Annotated in this window: 20 protein-coding genes; 13 read left to right on the top strand and 7 right to left on the bottom strand. The window is 67.1% G+C overall.

Annotated elements, in window-relative coordinates; translation table 11 throughout:
• Positions 1-98: 98 nt before the first annotated feature.
• The 4 genes from A5773_RS02635 to A5773_RS02650 are packed head-to-tail and all read left to right on the top strand — an operon-like array spanning position 99 to position 4,171.
• The gene (locus A5773_RS02635) at positions 99-1,253 is read left to right on the top strand and encodes an MCE family protein (protein WP_066955163.1); all 1,155 of its coding nucleotides are present in this window, start codon (positions 99-101) and stop codon (positions 1,251-1,253) included.
• A 13-nt stretch (positions 1,254-1,266) separates the two neighbouring features.
• Complete coding sequence (locus A5773_RS02640; RefSeq protein ID WP_067789290.1) at positions 1,267-2,991, top strand: virulence factor Mce family protein; 1,725 nt, start codon at positions 1,267-1,269, stop codon at positions 2,989-2,991.
• On the top strand, positions 2,991-3,680 hold the full coding sequence (locus A5773_RS02645; protein ID WP_066955157.1) for a mammalian cell entry protein: 690 nt from the start codon (positions 2,991-2,993) through the stop codon (positions 3,678-3,680). The genes A5773_RS02640 and A5773_RS02645 overlap by 1 nt, the downstream gene beginning before the upstream one ends.
• Entirely contained in the window at positions 3,680-4,171 is a 492-nt protein-coding gene (locus A5773_RS02650; RefSeq protein WP_066955154.1) for a mammalian cell entry protein, read from the top strand. The genes A5773_RS02645 and A5773_RS02650 overlap by 1 nt, the downstream gene beginning before the upstream one ends.
• A gap of 9 nt (positions 4,172-4,180) precedes the next feature.
• Here the strand turns inward: A5773_RS02650 and A5773_RS02655 are convergent, their stop codons facing one another.
• The 3 genes from A5773_RS02655 to A5773_RS25890 form a co-directional block, all read right to left on the bottom strand.
• Positions 4,181-4,759: a hypothetical protein gene (locus A5773_RS02655; RefSeq protein ID WP_066955149.1), complete on the bottom strand. Its 579-nt coding sequence runs from the start codon at positions 4,757-4,759 to the stop codon at positions 4,181-4,183.
• A gap of 84 nt (positions 4,760-4,843) precedes the next feature.
• A complete protein-coding gene (locus A5773_RS02660; RefSeq protein ID WP_066955146.1) occupies positions 4,844-6,325 on the bottom strand; it encodes a trehalose-6-phosphate synthase in 1,482 nt (493 codons plus the stop codon).
• Positions 6,326-6,490, bottom strand: coding sequence for a hypothetical protein (locus tag A5773_RS25890; RefSeq protein ID WP_156659617.1), 165 nt, complete (start codon positions 6,488-6,490; stop codon positions 6,326-6,328).
• Positions 6,491-6,506: 16 nt separating this feature from the next.
• On the opposite strand from A5773_RS25890, the gene A5773_RS02665 reads away from it, so the two are divergent.
• From A5773_RS02665 to A5773_RS02680, 4 genes are all read left to right on the top strand, one after another.
• On the top strand, positions 6,507-7,187 hold the full coding sequence (locus tag A5773_RS02665) for a phosphate ABC transporter ATP-binding protein (RefSeq protein ID WP_197505360.1): 681 nt from the start codon (positions 6,507-6,509) through the stop codon (positions 7,185-7,187).
• Complete coding sequence (fetB, locus tag A5773_RS02670) at positions 7,184-7,981, top strand: iron export ABC transporter permease subunit FetB (RefSeq protein WP_066955144.1); 798 nt, start codon at positions 7,184-7,186, stop codon at positions 7,979-7,981. Before A5773_RS02665 ends, fetB begins: the two co-directional genes overlap by 4 nt.
• A 64-nt stretch (positions 7,982-8,045) precedes the next feature.
• Positions 8,046-8,969, top strand: a complete 924-nt coding sequence (locus A5773_RS02675; protein ID WP_067789293.1) for an enoyl-CoA hydratase — start codon at positions 8,046-8,048, stop codon at positions 8,967-8,969.
• Between the two features lie 93 nt (positions 8,970-9,062).
• Positions 9,063-9,893 (top strand): SDR family oxidoreductase, encoded by an 831-nt coding sequence (locus A5773_RS02680; protein ID WP_066955138.1) that lies wholly within the window; start codon positions 9,063-9,065, stop codon positions 9,891-9,893.
• On the opposite strand, the gene A5773_RS02685 is transcribed toward A5773_RS02680, so the two are convergent.
• Positions 9,876-10,769 (bottom strand): NAD(P)-dependent oxidoreductase, encoded by an 894-nt coding sequence (locus tag A5773_RS02685; RefSeq protein WP_067261471.1) that lies wholly within the window; start codon positions 10,767-10,769, stop codon positions 9,876-9,878. The two genes, A5773_RS02680 and A5773_RS02685, sit on opposite strands and share 18 nt — an antisense overlap.
• Positions 10,770-10,846: 77 nt before the next feature.
• Between A5773_RS02685 and A5773_RS02690 the strand changes: the two genes are divergently transcribed.
• Positions 10,847-11,638: an SDR family NAD(P)-dependent oxidoreductase gene (locus A5773_RS02690; RefSeq protein ID WP_067789296.1), complete on the top strand. Its 792-nt coding sequence runs from the start codon at positions 10,847-10,849 to the stop codon at positions 11,636-11,638.
• Between the two features lie 3 nt (positions 11,639-11,641).
• On the opposite strand, the gene A5773_RS02695 is transcribed toward A5773_RS02690, so the two are convergent.
• Positions 11,642-13,198, bottom strand: a complete 1,557-nt coding sequence (locus A5773_RS02695) for an LCP family protein (protein WP_066955130.1) — start codon at positions 13,196-13,198, stop codon at positions 11,642-11,644.
• Positions 13,199-13,476: 278 nt separating this feature from the next.
• The gene (locus tag A5773_RS02700; protein ID WP_067261474.1) at positions 13,477-13,749 is read right to left on the bottom strand and encodes a hypothetical protein; all 273 of its coding nucleotides are present in this window, start codon (positions 13,747-13,749) and stop codon (positions 13,477-13,479) included.
• A gap of 63 nt (positions 13,750-13,812) precedes the next feature.
• Here A5773_RS02700 and A5773_RS02705 point away from each other — a divergent pair, with 63 nt between their 5' ends.
• Positions 13,813-14,961 carry a TDT family transporter gene (locus tag A5773_RS02705; RefSeq protein WP_067789301.1) on the top strand — a complete coding sequence of 383 codons (1,149 nt, stop codon included), beginning with the start codon at positions 13,813-13,815 and terminating at the stop codon, positions 14,959-14,961.
• 445 nt (positions 14,962-15,406) lie between these two features.
• On the opposite strand, the gene A5773_RS02710 is transcribed toward A5773_RS02705, so the two are convergent.
• Positions 15,407-16,891, bottom strand: a complete 1,485-nt coding sequence (locus A5773_RS02710) for an amidase (protein WP_066955121.1) — start codon at positions 16,889-16,891, stop codon at positions 15,407-15,409.
• 92 nt (positions 16,892-16,983) lie between these two features.
• On the opposite strand from A5773_RS02710, the gene A5773_RS02715 reads away from it, so the two are divergent.
• The 3 genes from A5773_RS02715 (at position 16,984) to A5773_RS02725 (ending at position 19,282) form a co-directional block, all read left to right on the top strand.
• Entirely contained in the window at positions 16,984-17,850 is an 867-nt protein-coding gene (locus A5773_RS02715) for an alpha/beta fold hydrolase (protein WP_197505801.1), read from the top strand.
• Positions 17,851-18,017: 167 nt separating this feature from the next.
• The gene (locus A5773_RS02720; RefSeq protein ID WP_067789313.1) at positions 18,018-18,665 is read left to right on the top strand and encodes a S1 family peptidase; all 648 of its coding nucleotides are present in this window, start codon (positions 18,018-18,020) and stop codon (positions 18,663-18,665) included.
• A 149-nt stretch (positions 18,666-18,814) separates the two neighbouring features.
• Positions 18,815-19,282 (top strand): lipoprotein LpqH, encoded by a 468-nt coding sequence (locus A5773_RS02725; RefSeq protein WP_066955116.1) that lies wholly within the window; start codon positions 18,815-18,817, stop codon positions 19,280-19,282.
• The last annotated feature ends 17 nt before the right edge of the window (positions 19,283-19,299 follow it).

Consider the following 19,299-nt stretch of genomic DNA (forward strand, 5'->3'; position numbering starts at 1 on the left):
AGTTGTGTATAAGCCCCGGACCAGGGAGCGCGTTCGGGCCCCTACCAGGCCCCGCGCCGGGCCAGGCGCCGACGCCGGCCGACCAGGGGGGCGGCTAAGTGAACCGGATGTGGTTGCGCGGTAGCGCTTTAGCGGCGGGCAGCGCGCTGCTGGCGGGCTGCCAATTCAACGGCCTGAACTCGCTGTCGATGCCTGGGACGGCGGGCCATGGCGGCGGCGCCTACTCGATCACTGTCGATCTGCCCGACGTGGCGACCCTGCCGCAAAACTCTCCGGTCATGGTTGACGACGTCACGGTCGGCAGTGTCTCCGGTATCCAGGCCGTGCAGCGGTCCGATGGATCGTTCTACGCGGCAGTGAAATTGTCGTTGGACAACCATGTCGCGCTGCCCGCCAACGCGACAGCGACCGTCGCCCAGACATCGCTGCTGGGTTCGATGCACATCGACCTGGCCCGCCCCAAGGGCAAGCCGGCCGTCGGCAAACTTTCCGATGGGTCCAAGATCTCCGAGGCCAACACCGGCCGCTATCCCACCACCGAGGAGGTGCTGTCGGCCCTCGGCGTCGTGGTGAACAAGGGCAATGTCGGTGCCCTCGAAGAGATCACCGACGAGACCTATCAGGCCGTTGCTGGTCGGCAAGACCAATTCGTCGACCTGGTCCCCCGGCTGGCGGAACTGACCGCCGGACTCAACCGGCAGGTCAACGACATCATCGATGCGGTCGACGGGTTGAACCGATTTTCGGCGAGCCTGGCCCGCGACAAGGACAACCTGGGCCGGGCACTGGACACGCTGCCCGACGCGATTCGGGTGCTCAACAAGAACCGCGACCATATCGTCGAGGCGTTCGCCGCGCTCAAGAAGCTGGCGACGGTGACCTCGCACGTGCTGGCAAAAACGAAGGTGGATTTCGCCGCCGACCTCAAGGACCTGTACGCCGCCTCCAAGGCGCTCGCCGACAACCGGAAGAACTTCGTCACGTCGCTGCAGCTCTTGCTGACGTTCCCCTTCCCCAACTTCGGCATCAAGAACGCGGTGCGCGGTGACTATCTCAACGTGTTCACCACGTTCGATCTAACGCTGCGCCGGCTCGGTGAAACCTTCTTCACCACGGCGTATTTCGACCCGAACATGGCCCACATGAACGAGATCCTCAATCCGCCCGACTTTTTGGTCGGCGAAATGGCCAACCTATCCGGACAGGCGGCCGATCCGTTCAAGATTCCGCCCGGCACGGCTTCGGGACAGTAGGGGGCGGGCGCAGATGCACGACAGACTGACCAAAATCCAGCTGTGGATATTCGCGGTGATCACCGCCATCACATTGACCGTGATGGCGATCTTCTACCTCCGGCTGCCCTCGACGTTCGGCCTCGGAACCTACGCCGGGACGGCCGATTTCGTAGCCGGCGGCGGCTTGTACAAGAACGCCAACGTCACCTACCGTGGCGTCGCCGTCGGCCGGGTGGAATCGGTGGGGCTCAATCCCAATGGCGTCACCGCCGGGATGCGGTTGAACAGCGGAACCGCCATCCCGTCAAACGTCACCGCCACCGTCAAGAGCGTATCGGCCGTCGGTGAGCAATACATCGACCTGGTGCCACCGAGCGCACCGGCGGGGACCAAGCTGCGCAACGGGTTTCGGATCGATCGGCAGAACACCCGGATCGGTCAGGACGTCGCCGACCTGTTGAAGCGCGCGGAGGCGCTGACCAACAGCCTGGGCGACACCCGGTTGCGCGAGGTGTTGCATGAGACGTTCATCGCGGCCAACGGGTCGGGACCCGAGCTGGCCCGGCTGTTCGAGTCCGCCCGTCTGCTGGTGGACGAGGCCAACGCCAACTATCCGGAAGTCTCCCAATTGATCGACCAGGCCGGCCCGTTCCTGCAGTCGCAGATTCGCGCCGGCGCCGACATCAAGTCGCTGTCCGACGGGCTAGCGCGGTTCACCTCCGAGGTGCGCCAGGCCGACCCGCAGCTGCGCTCCACGCTGGCCACCGCCCCGGGCGCGACCGACGAGGCCAGCACCGCGTTCTCCGGCATCCGCCCGTCCTTCCCGACGTTGGCCGCCAGCCTGGCCAACCTGGGTCGGGTGGGGGTGATCTACCACAAGTCGATAGAGCAGCTGCTGGTCGTGCTGCCGGCGCTGTTCGCCGCGATCACCACGGCGGCGGGCGGTGCGCCGCAGGACGAAGGCGCCAAGCTGGACTTCAAGCTGGACCTGAACGACCCGCCGCCGTGCGCCGTCGGCTTCCTGCCCCCGCCGTTGATGCGCACGCCGGCCGACGAGACGGTGCGCGAGCTGCCGAGGGACATGTACTGCAAGGTGGCCCAGAACGATCCGAGCACCGTGCGGGGCGCGCGCAACTATCCGTGCCAGGAATTCCCCGGCAAGCGGGCGCCGACCGTTCAGCTCTGCCGCGACCCGAAGGGCTACGTCCCCATTGGTCGCAACCCGTGGCGCGGTCCGCCCGTGCCGTACGACACCCCGGTGACCAACGGGCTGAACGTGTTGCCGCCCAACAAGTTCCCCTACATCCCGCCGGGTGCGGAACCCGATCCGGGCACCCCGATCGTCGGGCCACCCCCGCCCGGGGTGGTGCCGGGGCCCGGCCCGCTGCCGAACAAACAGCCGGCATACGACCCGCCACCGCCCAACGACAACGGGCCGCCACCGCCGTTCACGTCGTGGCAGCCGCCCGGGGTTCCGCCCGTGCCGCCGCAGCTGCCGTATCCCAAGTGGCTGCCGCCGCCGGCGCCGCCGGAAGGGATCAATCCCCCGCCGGCGGGCCCGGGACCGGAGAAGCCGTGGGGTCCGCCGCCCGGCGGCCAACCGCAGGCCAGCGGGCCTGCGTACGCCACCTACGACGAGAAGACCGGCGCATTTAAGGACCCGGCCGGTGGCACTGGTATTTTCGCGGCCGGTGCTAGCGGCGTGTCCAGCGCCGAGAATTGGGTGGACCTGATGCTTGATCCGAGGCCGATGTAGTGGCAGAGGAGCCAACGACCAATCAGCGCGTCCGTCGTCGGGCCTCCCGCGCGGCCGGCCCCGCGAACGGCGAAGTGAACGAAGCCGCCACCGTGCAGGTCGAAGCCGCGCCGACGCGGCCGGCCAAGCCCGTCAAGGCGCTCAAGTCGCTCAAGCCGCCACCGCGGCGCCGACCGCACCGTGCCCTGGTGGCATGGATTTCGTTCGCGGCCGCGGTGTTGGCCATCGGCGCGCTGGCCGGTTGCCTGGCCGTGCTCGTCGTCCAGCAGCGGCACGCCAACGCCCAGCAATCACGCGACCAACGTTTCGTCGACACAGCCACGCAGACGGTGGTCAACATGTTCAGCTACAAGCAGGACAACATCGACGAGAGCGTGAACCGCTTCTTCAACGGGACCAGCGGACCGCTGCGCGGCATGCTCGGGGCCAACAACAACATCGAGAACCTCAAGGGCATCTTCCGGTCCACCAACGCCACGTCTGAAGCGGTCATCAACGGCGCAGCGCTCGAGGGCATCGACACGGTCACCGACAATGCGTCCGTGCTTGTTTCGGTGCGGGTCACGGTCGCCGACATCGACGGCGTGAACAAACCCTCCATGCCCTATCGCCTGCGAGTGATCGTGCACGAGGACGAGCAGGGGCGGATGACGGGCTACGACCTGAAGTATCCCAACGGGGGTAATTGATGCGGTGGCGGCGCCGGCTGCTCGTCGTCGCGGGCTATCTCCTGATTCTGGTGTTCGTCGGGTTGTCCGCGGCGGCCGGCTGGTTCTACTGGCAGCGGGTGCAGACGCGCGGCGAGGAAGCCGCGCGGGCGGTGCTACCTGCGTTGGCTACCAAGGAGATTCCCCAGGTCTTCGCCTATGACTATCAGACGGTGGAACGCAGCCTCAGCGACGCGTACCCGCTGTTGACCCCCGACTACCGCCAGGAATTCCGGAAAAGCGCCAACACGCAGATCATTCCGGAGGCCAAGAAGCGCGAGGTGGTCGTCCAGGCCAGCGTCGTGGGCGTGGGAGTGATGTCCGCCAAGCGTGATTCGGCATCGCTGATGGTCTATATGAACCGCACCGTGACCGACAAAACACGCCAGCCGCTCTACGACGGCAGCAGGTTGCGGGTCGACTTCAAAAAGATCGGCAAGCAATGGCTGATCGCCTACATCACGCCGATCTAGGCGCACGTCTTAATAGCACATCGCAATGCCGTTGCAGTACAACGGATAACGTTCGACCGGGCTGGGCGGGGGGCCGGTCATCTGCAGCGAGAACGGTTGCTTCTTCATCTCCGGCTGCATCCCGCAGACGGCGCCGTGCAGGCTGGTGTGGGTGCCGCTCATGTTCTCGTCGCTGAACGCGTAGGTTTCGGTGGACGGTGCGGTGCCGCCGCCCGGACACGAGACGCCGTCCGGTTTCTCGACTTTGAACGTCCACAGCATGCTGGACATTCGGGCCCTGCCGCTGAAGTTCTGTAATTTGTCCGCGGCGGTGATCCGTTCGGCCGTCGAACTCACGATGTTCAGGGCGCAGTTCATCGCGAAGACGATCGGGTCGGAATAGTCATTCATGTTTCGGGTTCCGGACGGCTGGTCGCACAACGCCGAGATCGTCCAGGTCACCCCGGAGACCCCCGCCTCGTTGAAGTTGTAGTTGCCATCCGGGGGCGGTCCGATCGCGTGCGCGGGGTCACCGGAGTCCAGTGCGATTCCGATGGCGACAGCCGAGAAGATGCCTGCGCCAGCGGCCAACGCGCGACGGAGCTTCACAGTGCCCTCCCTTCCGGTCCTTCCCCTGCACCGATCCACCGAGTATCACAGCGTTTGCGCGGCAACACCATGGGTTCGGGCGGCCTACTTGGCGTCCTGCGCCTGCGGCTCCGCTAACGCGTCCAGGAATGACCGCGCCCAGCGGTCGACGTCGTGGGCGAGGACCTGGCGCCGCATCGACCGCATCCGGCGCCGACCCTCTTCGACGGGCTGGTTCAGCGCCGCTTCGATCGCGTCCTTGACGCCCTCGAGGTCGTGCGGGTTGACCAGATAGGCCTGCCGGAGTTCGGCGGCAGCGCCGGTGAATTCGGACAGGACCAGCGCACCGCCGAGGTCGCTGCGACAGGCGACGTACTCCTTGGCGACCAGGTTCATGCCGTCGCGCAGCGGGGTGACCAGCATGACGTCGGCGGCCACGAAGAACGCGATCAATTCGGTGCGGGGGACCGGACGGTGCAAGTAGTGCACCACCGGATGACCGACCTCGGCGTATTCGCCGTTGATGTGGCCCACCTCGCGCTCGATGTCGTTGCGCAGAATCTGGTAGCTCTCCACGCGTTCGCGGCTCGGCGTCGCGAGCTGCACCAAAACGGTGTCGTCGCGTTTGGCCCGTCCCTCCGCGAGCAACTCCGAGAAGGCCTTCAGCCGCACATCGATGCCCTTGGTGTAGTCCAGCCGGTCGACGCCGAGCAGCACCTTGCGAGGGTTGCCCAGCTCGGCCCGGATCTCCCGGGCGCGGCGCCTGACGTCGCGGTCGCGGGCGGCCTGGTCGAGCGAGCCCGAATCGATGGAGATGGGGAAGGCGCCGACCCGGACGACGCGCGACCCGAGATCGACCTCGCCGTACCGCGTCCGCACCCCGACCGACCCGCGGGACGTGTTGACGCCGATCAATCGCCGGGACAGGAACAGGAAGTTCTGGGCGCCTCCGGTCAGGTGGAAGCCCACCAGGTCGGCGCCGAGCAGGCCCTCGATGATCTCGGTGCGCCACGGCAGCTGCATGAACAATTCCACCGGCGGGAAGGGGATGTGCAGGAAAAAGCCGATGGTCAGGTCGGGCCGCAGTTCTCGCAGCATCGCCGGCACCAGTTGCAGCTGGTAGTCCTGCACCCACACGGTCGCGCCCTGGGCGGCGGCGCGGGAGGTGGCCGCGGCGAAGCGCCGGTTGACCTCGACGTAGCGGTCCCACCATTGGCGGTGGTAGATCGGTTTGACGATGACGTCGTGGTACAGCGGCCACAGCGTGGCGTTCGAGAATCCCTCGTAGTACTCGGCGATGTCGTCGGCGCTCAGTCGCACCGGGCGCAGCTCCAAGTCCTCCTGGACAATGGGCTCGTCGTCGAAATCGGTCTCTTCCTCGGCGACGCCCGCCCAGCCGACCCACGCGCCCCGCTGGCGGCGCAGCAGCGGCTCCAGGGCCGTCACGAGGCCGCCGGGGCTGCGCTTCCACGCCGTGGTGCCGTCGGGAAGCCGTTCCTGGTCTACCGGCAGCCGGTTGGCGACCACCACAAAGTCGGAATTCCCGAAGGTCGGTGTCGTCGAGTCGTGCCCGTCCCCGGGTGCCATTTACGCGTCTTGTTTTGCGGGCCCAATACCGAGCATGGACAGGAAGACGCGGCACTCGTCGGCGTCGTTCGCATAGGCCGCGACGACTCGCCTGGCCTGGCTCGCGGTGCTGTCGGCAACGGGTTCGACGTCGTCGATCTCGCCAGGGTCAGATTTCGTAGCCATGACATAACTGTAGGTGATGCAGGATGAGCAGGTGGGTGAGGACTTGATGTTCGAGTTCCTCGACGTGGTCGTTGAGCAGCGAGGCGTCCGGGCGCTGGACGGCCTGACGGCGGCCATCCCGGGTCGGGGCGTGACCGCGGTGTTCGGACCGTCGGGCTCGGGCAAAACCACCCTGCTTCGGCTGTGCAACCGGCTCGAGGTCCCAACGAGCGGCACGGTGTCGTTCTGCGGGGACGACGTCGCCGGCATCGATCCCCTGTGGTTGCGGCGCCGGGTGGGCATGTGTTTCCAGCGTCCGTCGCCGTTTCCGGGGACGGTCGCCGACAACCTGCGGGCGGCCAACCCAGACGCCTCCGACGAACGGATGCGGGACACCCTGTCCCGGGTCGCTCTGACCGGATCGTGGCTGGACCGCGACGCCACGGCCTTGTCCGGCGGGGAGGCGCAGCGGATGTGCCTGGCCCGCACCCTGATGGCCCAACCGCAGGTGTTGCTCCTCGACGAGCCCACCTCCGCGGTCGACGCCGAGGCCGCCAGGGTGATCGAGCGTGCCGTGCGTGACCTGGCGGTCGACGGGATTCCCGCGCTGTGGGTCACCCACGATCCGGCGCAGGTGGAACGCGCCGCGGACCGGGTCCTGCACATCGAGCGGGGCCGAAGCCTGGGGCTCGGCCCGGTCGGGTCGGTGGCGGGATGAACGGCCAGGTTGGCTGGATGGGCCTGGCCGCGTCGCTCATTCTGGTGGCGTTCGCGGCGGCGATTTCGCTCTGGCAGCGGTTGGGGCTGCAGGGGCAGCTTGCATGGGCGGCGGCCCGCGCGTTGGCGCAGTTGCTGCTCGTCGGCGGCGCGCTGACGTTGCTGTTCGAGCCCGGCCGTTCGCTGTGGTGGTCATGGGCGTGGGTGGCTGGCATGGTGGCCTACGCCGGGGATCTCGCCCGGCGTAGGGCGCCTGAGGTGCCGCGACTCGCGCCGCTGACGATCGCGGCGTTCGCCGCCGCGGCCGTCATCACCCTCGGGGTGATCTTCGGGCTGCGGGTGTTCCCCCTACAGGCGCGGACATTGGTGCCGGTCGCCGGGATGATGATCGGCAACTCGATGACGGCCACGGTGTTGGTCGCCCGGCGGTTGGTCGACGAGCTCCGCGACAAGCGTGACGAGGTTGAAGCCAGGCTCGCCCTCGGGCAACCCTCCCGCCAGGCCGCCTCCCCGTACCTGCGGACCGCGCTGCGGTCGGCGATATCGCCGCAGATCGAAACCACCAAAGCCACCGGGCTGGTGTTCCTCCCGGGTGCCATGACAGGGCTCATCCTCGCCGGCGTGCACCCGGTGCAGGCCGTGCTGGTCCAGGCCGTCGTGATGTTCTTGATCCTGGGCTCGGTAGCGGCCACCACGGTCGTCGTCGCACTCGGACTGGTCCGCCTGGCCTTCACTCGCGATCACCGCCTCCTGCCGCTTGGCATGAGGCCGGACGGCTCACCCACCCACCGGTGACCCACTTACACACTGGCCGTAATGTGTAACGACGTCGGACCTGACAACAAGTGAGGTGGGCCGCATGACACTCTCCGAGCAAACCGGTGCTCAGACCGGCGACGCGAACGCCGAAGAGTTGGTGAGCTACGAAACCCTCGACGAGGGCCGCATCGCGCGGATATGGCTCAACCGGCCGGACGCCCACAACGCGCAAAGCCGCGGCCTGCTGGTGCAACTCGACGAGGCGTTTTTACGCGCCGAGGCCGACGACACCGTGCGCGTGGTGATCCTGGCGGCGCGCGGCCGCAACTTCTCCGCGGGCCACGACCTGGGCTCAGAGCTGGCGATCGCCGAGCGCAGCCAGCTTCCGAGCTTCCGTATCAACGGCGGGACCCGCGATCCGATCGCGGAGAAGATCTACCTGCAGGAGTGGCACTACTTCTTCCAAAACACCTGCCGCTGGCGGGATTTGCGCAAAATCACCATCGCCCAGGTGCAGGGCAACGCGATCTCCGCGGGTCTGATGCTGATTTGGGCGTGCGATCTCATCGTGGCCGCCGACAATGCCAAGTTCAGCGATGTCGTCGCGGTGCGCTTGGGGATGCCGGGCGTCGAATATTACGCTCACCCTTGGGAATTCGGTCCCCGGAAGGCCAAAGAGCTGCTGCTGACCGGAGATGCGCTCGACGCCGACGAGGCCTATCGGCTTGGCATGGTGTCCAAGGTGTTCCCGGTCGACGAGCTGGCCGACAAGACACTGGAATTCGCCCGGCGCATCGCCAACCGGCCCACGATGGCGGCGCTGCTCGTCAAGGACTCGGTCAACGCCGCTTCCGACGCAATGGGATTCACCGAGGCCCTGCGGCACGCGTTCCACATCCACGAGCTCGGGCATGCGCACTGGGCGGCCCACAACGAGAACAGGTACGCGGTCGGACTGCCGCCCGACGTCGAGGACTGGCGCAACGCCAAGCCGACGCAGGTGGCCCGCCGCGATACGCCGTAACGCTCGCCGGCCGCACGCGACCACCCGTTGCCGCCGCGAGTTCTCCACGTGGTTCGATATCTAGAACCTGTTTCAGTTTGAGAGGGCGTCGGCGTGCAGCTTTCTTTCGAAAACCGGACATATCTGGTCACCGGCGGTGGCAGCGGGATCGGCAAGGGCGTCGCCGCCGGACTGGTCGTGGCGGGCGCCTCGGTCATGATCGTCGGCCGCAACCCCGACCGGCTGGCGGGGGCAGTCAGCGAGATCGAAGCGCTTGGGAGTGGCGGGTCCATTCGCTACGAGCCGACCGACGTCACCAACGAGGAGGAGGCCGCCCGCGCGGTGGACGCCGCCACGGCCTGGCACGGTCAACTCCACGGGGTGGTGCATTGCGCCGGTGGCTCTGAGACCATCGGGCCGATCACCCAGATTGACTCCGAAGGCTGGCGGCGCACCGTCGATCTGAACGTCAACGGCACCATGTACGTGCTCAAGCACGCCGCGCGGGAGCTGGTCCGCGGCGGCGGTGGCTCATTCGTGGGCATCTCATCGATCGCCGCCAGCAACACCCACCGGTGGTTCGGCGCCTATGGCGTCAGCAAGTCGGCCGTCGACCACATGATGCAGCTGGCAGCCGACGAGCTCGGCCCGTCCTGGGTGCGCGTCAACAGCATCCGGCCGGGCCTGATCCGCACGGATCTGGTCGCCCCGGTCTTCGCGTTGCCGGAGGTGAGCGACGACTACCGCGAGTGCACGCCGCTTCCGCGGCCCGGCGAGGTCGAGGACGTCGCCAACCTGGCGATGTTCTTGCTCAGCGATGCCGCGTGCTACATCACCGGGCAGATCATCAACGTCGACGGTGGGCTCATGCTGCGACGGGGCCCGGACTACTCGGCGATGCTGGAACCCGCGTTCGGCGCCGACGGGCTACGCGGAGTCGTCTGATCCCAGGCCGGCATCTCGATCGGCGAGCGTGGCGAGCGCCGACCAGTCTAGGTGCCCGCCGCCCGTAGCCACCAACGTGAGGAAGCGGTCACGCAGCAGGCTTGCCACCGGCAGTGGCACCTGCAACTGCTCCGCGGCGGCCAGCGCCAGGCGAACATCTTTGAGGCCCAGCTGGGCGGCGAAGCCGGCCGGCTCGAATTCCCGGCGGGCGATGAGCCCGCCGTAGGTCTGATAGACCGGGGCCGCGAACAGCGTCGAAGTGAGGATGTCGACGTATTGCTGCCTGTCGACCCCCGCCTTGGCGACCAGCGCGACGGCCTCACTGACGCTCTCGATCACCGAAGCGATGAGGAAGTTGCCGCTCAGCTTCACCAGGTTGGCGCTGTGCGGCTGCTCGGACACCACAAAGGTCCGCTGGCCGATCGTGTCGAACAGCGGGGACAGCGGTTGCAGCACCTGCGGCTCGCCCGCCGCGACGACGAAAAGCTTTGCGGCGGCGGCCGCTTCGGGCCGACCGAATACCGGCGCCGCGGCGTACCGCTGACCCGCTTCGGCGTGCGCGGTGGCCAGGTGCTCCGAGAGGGCAACGCTGATGGTGCTCGACGAGACGTGCGTGGCGCCCGCGGCCAGTGCCGCCAGAATCCCGTGTTCGCCGAACGCAACGGCCTCGACGGCGTGGTCGTCGGCCAGCATCGTGAACACCACGTCGCCGGTGCACGCCTCGGCGACGGTCGAGGCGGCAGTGGCGCCCCGCTCGACCAGGCCCTCCGCCTTGCCGGGGGAGCGGTTGTAGACGGTGACCTGATGGCCCGCCCCGATCAGGTTGGCGGCCATGCCCCGGCCCATGTTGCCCAAGCCGATAAATCCGATGTCCATGCATCCACTCTGCCTTGCCGGGGGCCGTCCTTTGCGATGATGAGCGCCTAGTGACGCGACGAGCACGGGAGCGACCAATGAATCGACTCGAGGGCAAGCGAATCCTGGTGACGGGCGCCGCGTCGGGGATCGGGCAGGCGACCGCGCTGCGGCTCCTCGACGAGGGCGCCACCGTGGTTGCCTCCGACGTCGCCGAGGCCGGCCTGGACGCCACCCGGGCCCGCGCGGACGAGGCCGCGACCGCCGGCCGCCTCACCACCGTGCCGATGGACGTCGGCAACGAGGATTCGGTGATCGACGGCGTGCGCCGGACCGTCGAAAAGCTCGGCGGCCTGGATTCATTGGTCAATGCCGCCGGCATCCTGCGCGCCGCGCACACCCACCAGACCAGCCTGGAACTGTGGAACCAGATCGTCGGCGTCAACCTGACCGGGACGTTTCTCGTTGTGCGCGAGGCGCTTCCGATGCTATTGGCGAATCCGCGCAGCGCGATCGTCAACTTCAGTTCGACCTCGGCGTCGTTCGCCCACCCGTATATGGCGGCGTACGCGGCGAGCAAAGGCGGAATCCAGGCCTTCACTCACTCACTGGCACTTGAATACGCTCGTGACGGCCTGCGTGCGGTCTGCGTGGCACCCGGCAGCATCAAGTCCGGAATCACCGACGCGACCGGGGGATACATCCCGAAAGACGCTGACTGGTCGTTGTTTTCGAGGTTGATACCGATCCTGCCGACCACGGTGGAGTCCAGCGGCACCGGGATGGCCGACCCGTCGGCGGTCGCCGGGGTGATCGCAATGCTGGTCTCCGATGACGGCGCGTTCATCACCGGGACCGAGATCCGCATCGACGGCGGGACGCACGCTTAGCCGCTAGTTAACGCAGGGCACGCCGCCGCCGTCGATCGGTTTCCCCTGATCCGGCGTCGGATAGGTCGTGGTGGTGCCGTTGTAGTAGTAACTCTTGGCCTTGGTCGACGTTGTGGTGCTCGCCGTTTCGTCCGAAGTGCCGTCGTCAACCATCGACACCGAGAAATTGGTATCGACGGTCACCCTGATATGTCCGGGCTGGACGCTGGGATCGGGCTGGCTGGGCGCGTCGAGGCCGAGCAGTTTGGCCACGTTACGTGCGTCGGTTTCCGACCCGGCGCCATACGCGACCGTGCTCGCCGTGGGCTCACCCGAATTGCGGTCCCGGGTCTGCCCCGTGGTGTAGCCGTGGTTTTGCAGGGCGTGCGACACCTCGGTCGCTAGTCCGCTCATGCTTCCGGCATTGATGACGTCGACGATGGTTGATGGACTCGGTTTTGCGGCTGTGGTGGCGGGCGTCGTGGTCTGGGGCGAGGCACCGATCGCAGTGGCCACCTCCGCCTTGATCGCGGCCGGGTCGATGATGTTGACGTCCTGGCCGTCGATGTTGTCGTAGCGCACTACCGGAAGCGTCCGGAACTCGACGTGGCCGCCGGACGCCAGCGAACCCAGCCGCTGGATCATCTCCTCATCCCACCCGGAAGACAGCACCACATCCTTGCGCGCCACCGCCATCAGGCCTTTGAGTTTGTCCAAGTTGGTGAAGGTTCCCGCGGCCTGCAGCTCCTGCATGACCGACGAAATGAACGCCTGCTGCCGGTGGGTCCGGTCCAGGTCCCCGTTTTCCAGCCCGTGCCGCTGCCGGACGAAGGACAACGCCTCGGAGGCGTCCAGCGTCTGTCGCCCTGCCGGGAAGTCGGCACCGGAATACGAGTCGTAGACGGGATGGTTGAGGCAGACCTCCACCCCGCCCAGTGTCTGCGCCAAGTCGAAGAACCCGGCCAGATTGACCTCGGCGAAATAGTCGATCGGGACGCCGGTCAGGCTGCGCACCGCGCGCAGGGTCGCCGCCCGGCCCGCTTCGCGACCCTTGGTCTCAAGTTCTTTCTGGCTGCTGGTGCCCTGGTTGGCGAGCTTGTTCGCGACGTACTGCTTGGTGAGGCCGTACGCCTCCTTGATCTTGATGTGGTTGTATCCGGGGACCCCGGTGAAGGGCACCCAGTCGTCGCGCGGGATTGAGAAGGCCACAACTTTGTTGTCGGCGCTGACGTGCACCAGGATCAGTGTGTTGGTGTTGTAGCCGCCGTCGTCGGAATCGCCGGCGTGCAGATGTTTCAGGATCGACCAGGGCAGGTCGTTGCCGTCCTGGTCTTTGCGGGAGTCCAGCCCGATCAGCAGGATGTTCATGTCGTCGCCGCTGGACCGCGGATCGTCGGGCTGCAGGGCGTTCGAGACGGTGATGCCGCCCAGCGCGCCGTGAGCCACGTAGTATCCCGCCCCGGTCATCCCCACCGCCGCCACCGAGATCAGCGCGCCCAGGGTGCGCGTCAGCCCTTTGCGGAAACGTGAGGGCTGGCGGACGGCTCGATGGCGGCGATGAGCACCGCCCGAGCGGGCCATCACAAACCTCTGCCCACGCCCAGCGCATCACCAGCCACCGCAGCGGCGGTTTGCGGCGATGTCGCTTCAAGCATGGTGTCAAGTATGCGTTAGCTTGCTGTGAAGCCCCCAATCGAGAAGGCTTCCCAGGTCGGCCCCTTGCGGCGGCCCGCGCGCGCGTTAGCGGCGGCAATCCCGGTCTGACCAGCGCGTTCCGGCTCGAGCGTCGCACCGTGGTTTCGACAAGGTCACACTGCCGACGGGACCGACTCGAACTTGTTATCGAGCCGAGACGGCGGCTATCGGGCTGGGACGAGGTCCTCGCCCGACTCGTAGAAAACGGTGATGTTCGAGCCGGCCAAGATCTCGGCGAGGTAGATACCGAGCGGCTCGACCTCGTAGTAGTAATGAACATTGCCCCGGGGGTCCACCGCCGTCGCGCAGGACAAGCCCGGCGCCCCGCATCGTTGCTTGATGGGGATGGCCAGAATGGCCAGCGCCACCACTACGGCAATCCCGACCATGAGCGGGACCCTGGTGACTGCCCGCCTCGTCGTGGGCGCCGGATGCATCACCGTTGGAGTGTAAGCGGGATGCCCGCCCGGTTCGGCGCGGCGCAGTAGGGTTTTTCAGCTATGACCACCATCAACCCGGACGGCGCGCCGTCGCCGCAGACCCGGGTCGAGGTACTGGGCAACATCGGACCCAACTGGTTCGCCTCGGTGATGGGCACCGGCATCGTCGCCATCGCCGGCGCCACCCTGCCCGTGCACGTGGCGGGATTGCGCGCTTTCGCCCAAGTGGTCTGGGTGATGGCCGCCGTCCTGCTGGCGGTGCTGATCGTCCTGGTCGGGGGGCACTGGTTGCGCCACCCCACCGTCGCGCGCACGCACGCGCGCAATCCACAGATGGCGCACTTCTACGGCGCCGCCCCGATGGCGTTGATGACGGTCGGCGGCGGAGCTGTGTTGGTCGGCAGGGATCTGCTGGGCGAACGCATCGCCGTCGACCTGGATTGGGTGCTGTGGACCGCGGGGACGCTGGGCGGGCTGTTCACCGCGGTGAGCATTCCGTTCTTGATGTTCACCCAGCACAACGTCGAGCCCGACGCGGCATTCGGTGGCTGGCTCATGCCGGTGGTTCCGCCCATGGTGACCGCGGCGACCGGTGCGCTGTTGCTGCCGCACGTGTCGTCGGGCACCGGGCGCGAGACCCTGCTGTACGGCTGTTACGCGATGTTCGGGCTGTCATTGCTGGCTTCCCTGAACATCATCGCGATGATCTGGGCGCGCCTGACCCTGTATGGCACCTCGGGTTCCGCGCGGGTGCCAACGCTGTGGATCGTGCTGGGTCCGCTCGGCCAATCCATCACCGCCGCAGGGCTTTTGGGTGCCAGCGCCGGACTGGCCGTTGACCCCGAAGTGGCCGAGGACATGAACGCCTTCGCGATCCTGTACGGAGTTCCGGTGTGGGGCTTCGCGGTGTTGTGGATCGCGCTGGCAACCGCGCTGACCGTGCGCACACTGCTGCGCGGCATGCCGTTCGCCCTGACATGGTGGAGCCTGACCTTCCCGGTCGGAACCTTCGTCACGGGTACCTCCCAGCTCGCCGGCCACACGCATCTGCCCGCGTTCCGGGTGGCCGCGACCATCGCGTACGCCGGCCTGTTGTTCACCTGGCTGCTGGTTGCCGCGCGCACCTTGCGGGGCAGCCTGCGCGGCAACCTGCTCAAGCTGCCGCCGAGCACCACGCCGGTGAAGGCCAGCAAGCAACCGGTGGCCTGACCGTGCGCGGTGGGGGCGCGGCCCGTAGGCGTTTCGATCCCCCGGGTCGGCGGGTAGGCAACTCTGAGCCGATCGGAGGGCTAAATGATGAACTCAAGCGAGCCGCCGGAGCGGGGTACTCCGAGCGAGACACCCGAGCGACCGGCGCCGACGGAAACACCTGAACGGCTCGCACCGGCAGATCCGCCGGAGCGTTTGACGCCGTCGGAACCGTCTGAGCGTTAGGCGCGGACACAAACAGCTTGATGAGGACCGGAGGTTGAGGATGCGCGCTGAAGAAGGCGACGAAACGGTCAAGGACTACGCAGCAGAGGGCAAACAGGCCCTCGGCAGGATCAACGCTTCACAACGAGCGGGGTATCGGCTTGGCGACGTGGCCCGGCGGTTCGCCAGATTATGGCGGGGCGATCACGGGCCGGGGGACAAGCCCGGATTCCCGAGATAGTCACGCGGGCGCGGGGTACCGGTGTACCCAGGGGGCCGCTTCTTCGAGCTGGGCTGCCAGCTGAAGTAGATCGCCGTCGGCGCCCAGGCGCCCCACCAACTGCACACCGAGCGGAAGCCCGGCCTGTGTCCAGTGCAGGGGCACGCTGATCGCGGGGCGCCCGGTGATGTTGGCGAGTTGCGTGTAAGGCACCCAGCCCAGGCTTTCCTGAATCAGTTGGTCGAGAATTCCGCTGTGCGCCATGACTTTTCCCGCCCGCAGCTTGCTGGCGACCCGGGCCGCCTGTTGCAGCGCGCGCGGCGTCGCCGTGGCGCCGACGCGAAGGGGCGGCGTGGCCAGGGTCGGGGTCAACAAGCAATCGAAGGTCTCGTGGAACGTCGACAGGGATCGGATGTGATTGTTTCTGTTCTCCAACGCAAGTATGGGCGCCAGAACGCCGGTGGCCCGGGCGAGTTCACTGACGGCCAAGGTGTCGGCCTCGAAATCGCGGTCGCGGGCGCCGGTGCGTTGTCTGGCGTCGGCAACGTGCTGATAGAGCTGCGCGAACCAGATGGTGAGAAAGTCGCGCGCCAGCGCGTCGTCGTCGTAGGGGGGTGGGACCTCCTCGACCCGGTGCCCCAGATCGCTGAGGAGCGCCACCGCCCGTTCCACCGCGGCGACGGCTTCCCGATCGGGATGCGGGTTGATCGCCGAGGACCACGAGTATCCGATGCGCAGCTCGCCCGGCCTGCGCTTGATGTGATCGGCGAAAGTGCCTCGCGGAAGGGCAACTTCGTAGGCGGCGTGCGGATCGCGGCCGACGATCGCGTCACACAGCGCGGCGCTGTCGCGCACGGTGCGTGATACGACGCCCTGGGTCACCATCCCAAACATCGGCTCACCGGTCTGCGGACCGTAGGGCGACAGCCCCCGGCTGAACTTGAGTCCGACCAGCCCGTTGCAGGCCGCGGGAATGCGGATCGATCCACCACCGTCGTTGGCTCCGGCCGCCGGGACGATCCCGGCCGCGACCGCCGCGCCGGATCCACCCGAAGAACCGCCGGGAGTGTGCTCGGTGTTCCACGGGTTGCGGGCCGGGCCCCAGTAATCCGATTCCGTCACGCCCTTGGCCCCGAACTCCGGGGTGTTGGTCATTGCGAAGATCACCAGTCCCGCGTCCAGGAACCGCTGAGTCACCAGGGCGTGTTGGTCGGCCACGTCGTTGGCCAGCGAACGGGAACCGCTCGAGGTCGGAAAGCCGCGGTACTCCTGAGCAAGGTCTTTGATCACGAAGGGCACACCGGCAAACGGTCCGCGCAGGCCCGGATCGGCGGCCTGTCGGTCCGCCACATCGCCGAGGCGGCGGACGATCGCGTTCAACCGCGGATTCACTGCGTCTGCTCGCTGACGCGCCAACGCGAGGAGTTCGCCCGGCGTCACCTGCTTGCGGTCGACGAGTTCGGCCAACGCCGTCGCGTCCAAGGACATGTACTCGTCAAGCTGCATCGGATTCTCCTCTGGACGCCCCGCCTGCATCGTATTGGAGGCGCTTCGCCACCCGGGTCGGCGCAGAAGCGGCTTAGTATCACCTGATGCCCATGGCAGTGGAACCGTTTTCGATCCAGGGACCCGGCGGCGTGCGCATCGTCGCCGACCGGCTTGGCGATCCTCGAGCGCGCGCCGTGGTGTTCCTGCACGGCGGCGGGCAGACTCGCCGCTCCTGGGGCAGGGCCGCCGCAGCCGTCGCCCAGCGTGGCTGGCAAGCGGTCACCGTCGACCTACGCGGCCACGGCGAATCCGACTGGTCCGACGAAGGCGACTACCGCGTCGTCAGCTTTGCCGGCGACGTCCAGGAGGTGCTGGGCACGCTGCCCCCGCAGCCGGTGCTGGTCGGTGCCTCACTTGGCGGGTTCACCTCGATGCTGCTCGCAGGTGAGATTTCCCCGGGCATCGCCAGCGCGGTCGTGTTGGTCGACATCGTGCCGAACATGGACCAGTCCGGAGCCAATCGGATACACGCCTTCATGTCCGATCGGGTGGAATCGGGCTTCGCCTCACTTGACGAGGTCGCTGACGCGATCGCCGAATACAACCCGCACCGGCCGCGGCCAACCGACTTAGACGGCCTGACCACGAATCTGCGCCGACGCGGCGATCGCTGGTACTGGCACTGGGATCCCCAGTTCATCAGCGGGACCGCCGCGTTTCCCCCTTTCGAGGTCACCGACCCCGACCGCATGCACGCGGCCGTCGACGCCATCTTGCGCGGCGGCGTGCCGATGCTATTGATTCGGGGCCAGATGAGCGACCTCGTCAGCCAGGAACGGGCGGACGAATTCCTGGCGCGCTTTCCGCAGGTCGAGTTCACCGATGTGCGCGGTGCCGGGCACATGGTCGCCGGCGACCGCAACGACATCTTCGCCGACGCCGTCCTGGGGTTCCTCGCCAGGCATCTCGACGACTGATCGGTTCGTCGGCCTAGAGTGAAAGCAATTGTCCGGCAGGGCATTCCCCAAAGATTTGTCGCTCATGTCAATTCGGTCGGGTCAGGTGCGCGCCCGGACTTAGCGCCCAGGCGGCCGAAACCCGCTGGCGCTGTTAGCATGCTGGCCGACACATCAAGAGAGGCGGCGTGGCATTGCAGTGGTTGCGAGGTTTGGGCTTGGTCGGTGCTGTGCTCGTCGCCGCGACGGCGCTGGCGAACCCGGCGCGGGCCGACGCGGGCGTCACGCCGGGTATCAAGGTCGAAGACGAAAATAGCTCGTGCACATCGGGTTTCGCGGCGCAGGGCAATGACGGCAGCTATTACCTGATGACCAGCGGCCATTGCGACGCCCACGACGGCTCACAGTGGACATACGGCAATGACGTCCCGCTCGGAAAGATCACCGCAAGCGAGAAGGAGGGCGACACGAGGGACGCCGCCATCATCCTCCTCCGCCCGAGCGTGGGGGCGCCCCTCGGAGATGTCGGCGGGCGGTATGCTGTTCGGGATGTGTTGAGCGCTAACAAAATTCGCGAAGGCATGCCCTTCTGCAAATTGGGCGCGGTCACCGGTGAAACCTGCGGTTCCGTCACACACGTAGACGGTGACGTTGTCGAGGCCAGCGTGTTCAGTCTCAATGGCGACAGCGGCAGTCCGGGTTTTGTGAAGAACCCGGACGGCACCGTAAGTGCCGTGGGCTTGTTGATGTCCTCGCCCGACGGCGACGACAACACGACCTACTTCACGCTCATCGACCCGCTGCTGGGCAGGTGGGGGTTACGCGTTCTCCCTTGACGCCCAACCGCGCGTGCCCGCCTTTAACACAGCGTTTGTAACTTGCGGCTAACGGGTATCCGCGCGCCGCGGCACTGGCCGGGACTCGCTAGGTTGACGAGGCCAATGAGTTCGTTAGTGCGACACCAGCGACACGAGGGAGAGCAGTAGTGAAGCGTGGGATCGTCGTCGGCGTGGCGGGCGTGGCCGTAGTGGTCGCGGCGTGCGCCGGCTGTTCGAGTAACAAGTCAAGCACGGGATCGTCGGGTTCCTCGTCGCCGTCGGCGGCCGGCCCGCAGGTCATCGTCGACGGTCAGGCGCAGAACGTCAGCGGCCAGGTCACGTGCACGCCGGCGGGCGACAACACCAACATCGGCGTCGGTGACCCGACGGCGGGGGTCGGCGCCGTGGTCAGCAACGCCAACCCGCCCATCGTGCACTCGGTCGGACTCGGCAGTGTCAACGGCATCACGCTCGGCTTCTCCGACGCGGCTCCCAATCAAGGGGGCAACGCGGGAGCCGCGGTCAACGGGAAGACCTACGCAATCAAGGGCACCGCGACCGGGCTCGACATGAGCAACCCGCAGCAACCGCAGCCGGTAACCAAGTCTTTCGAGTTGGACGTGACCTGCCCGTAGTGCAGGCGACCGAGACC

It is taken from the genome of Mycobacterium sp. 852014-52450_SCH5900713 (assembly GCF_001667075.1).
Taxonomy (GTDB): domain Bacteria; phylum Actinomycetota; class Actinomycetes; order Mycobacteriales; family Mycobacteriaceae; genus Mycobacterium.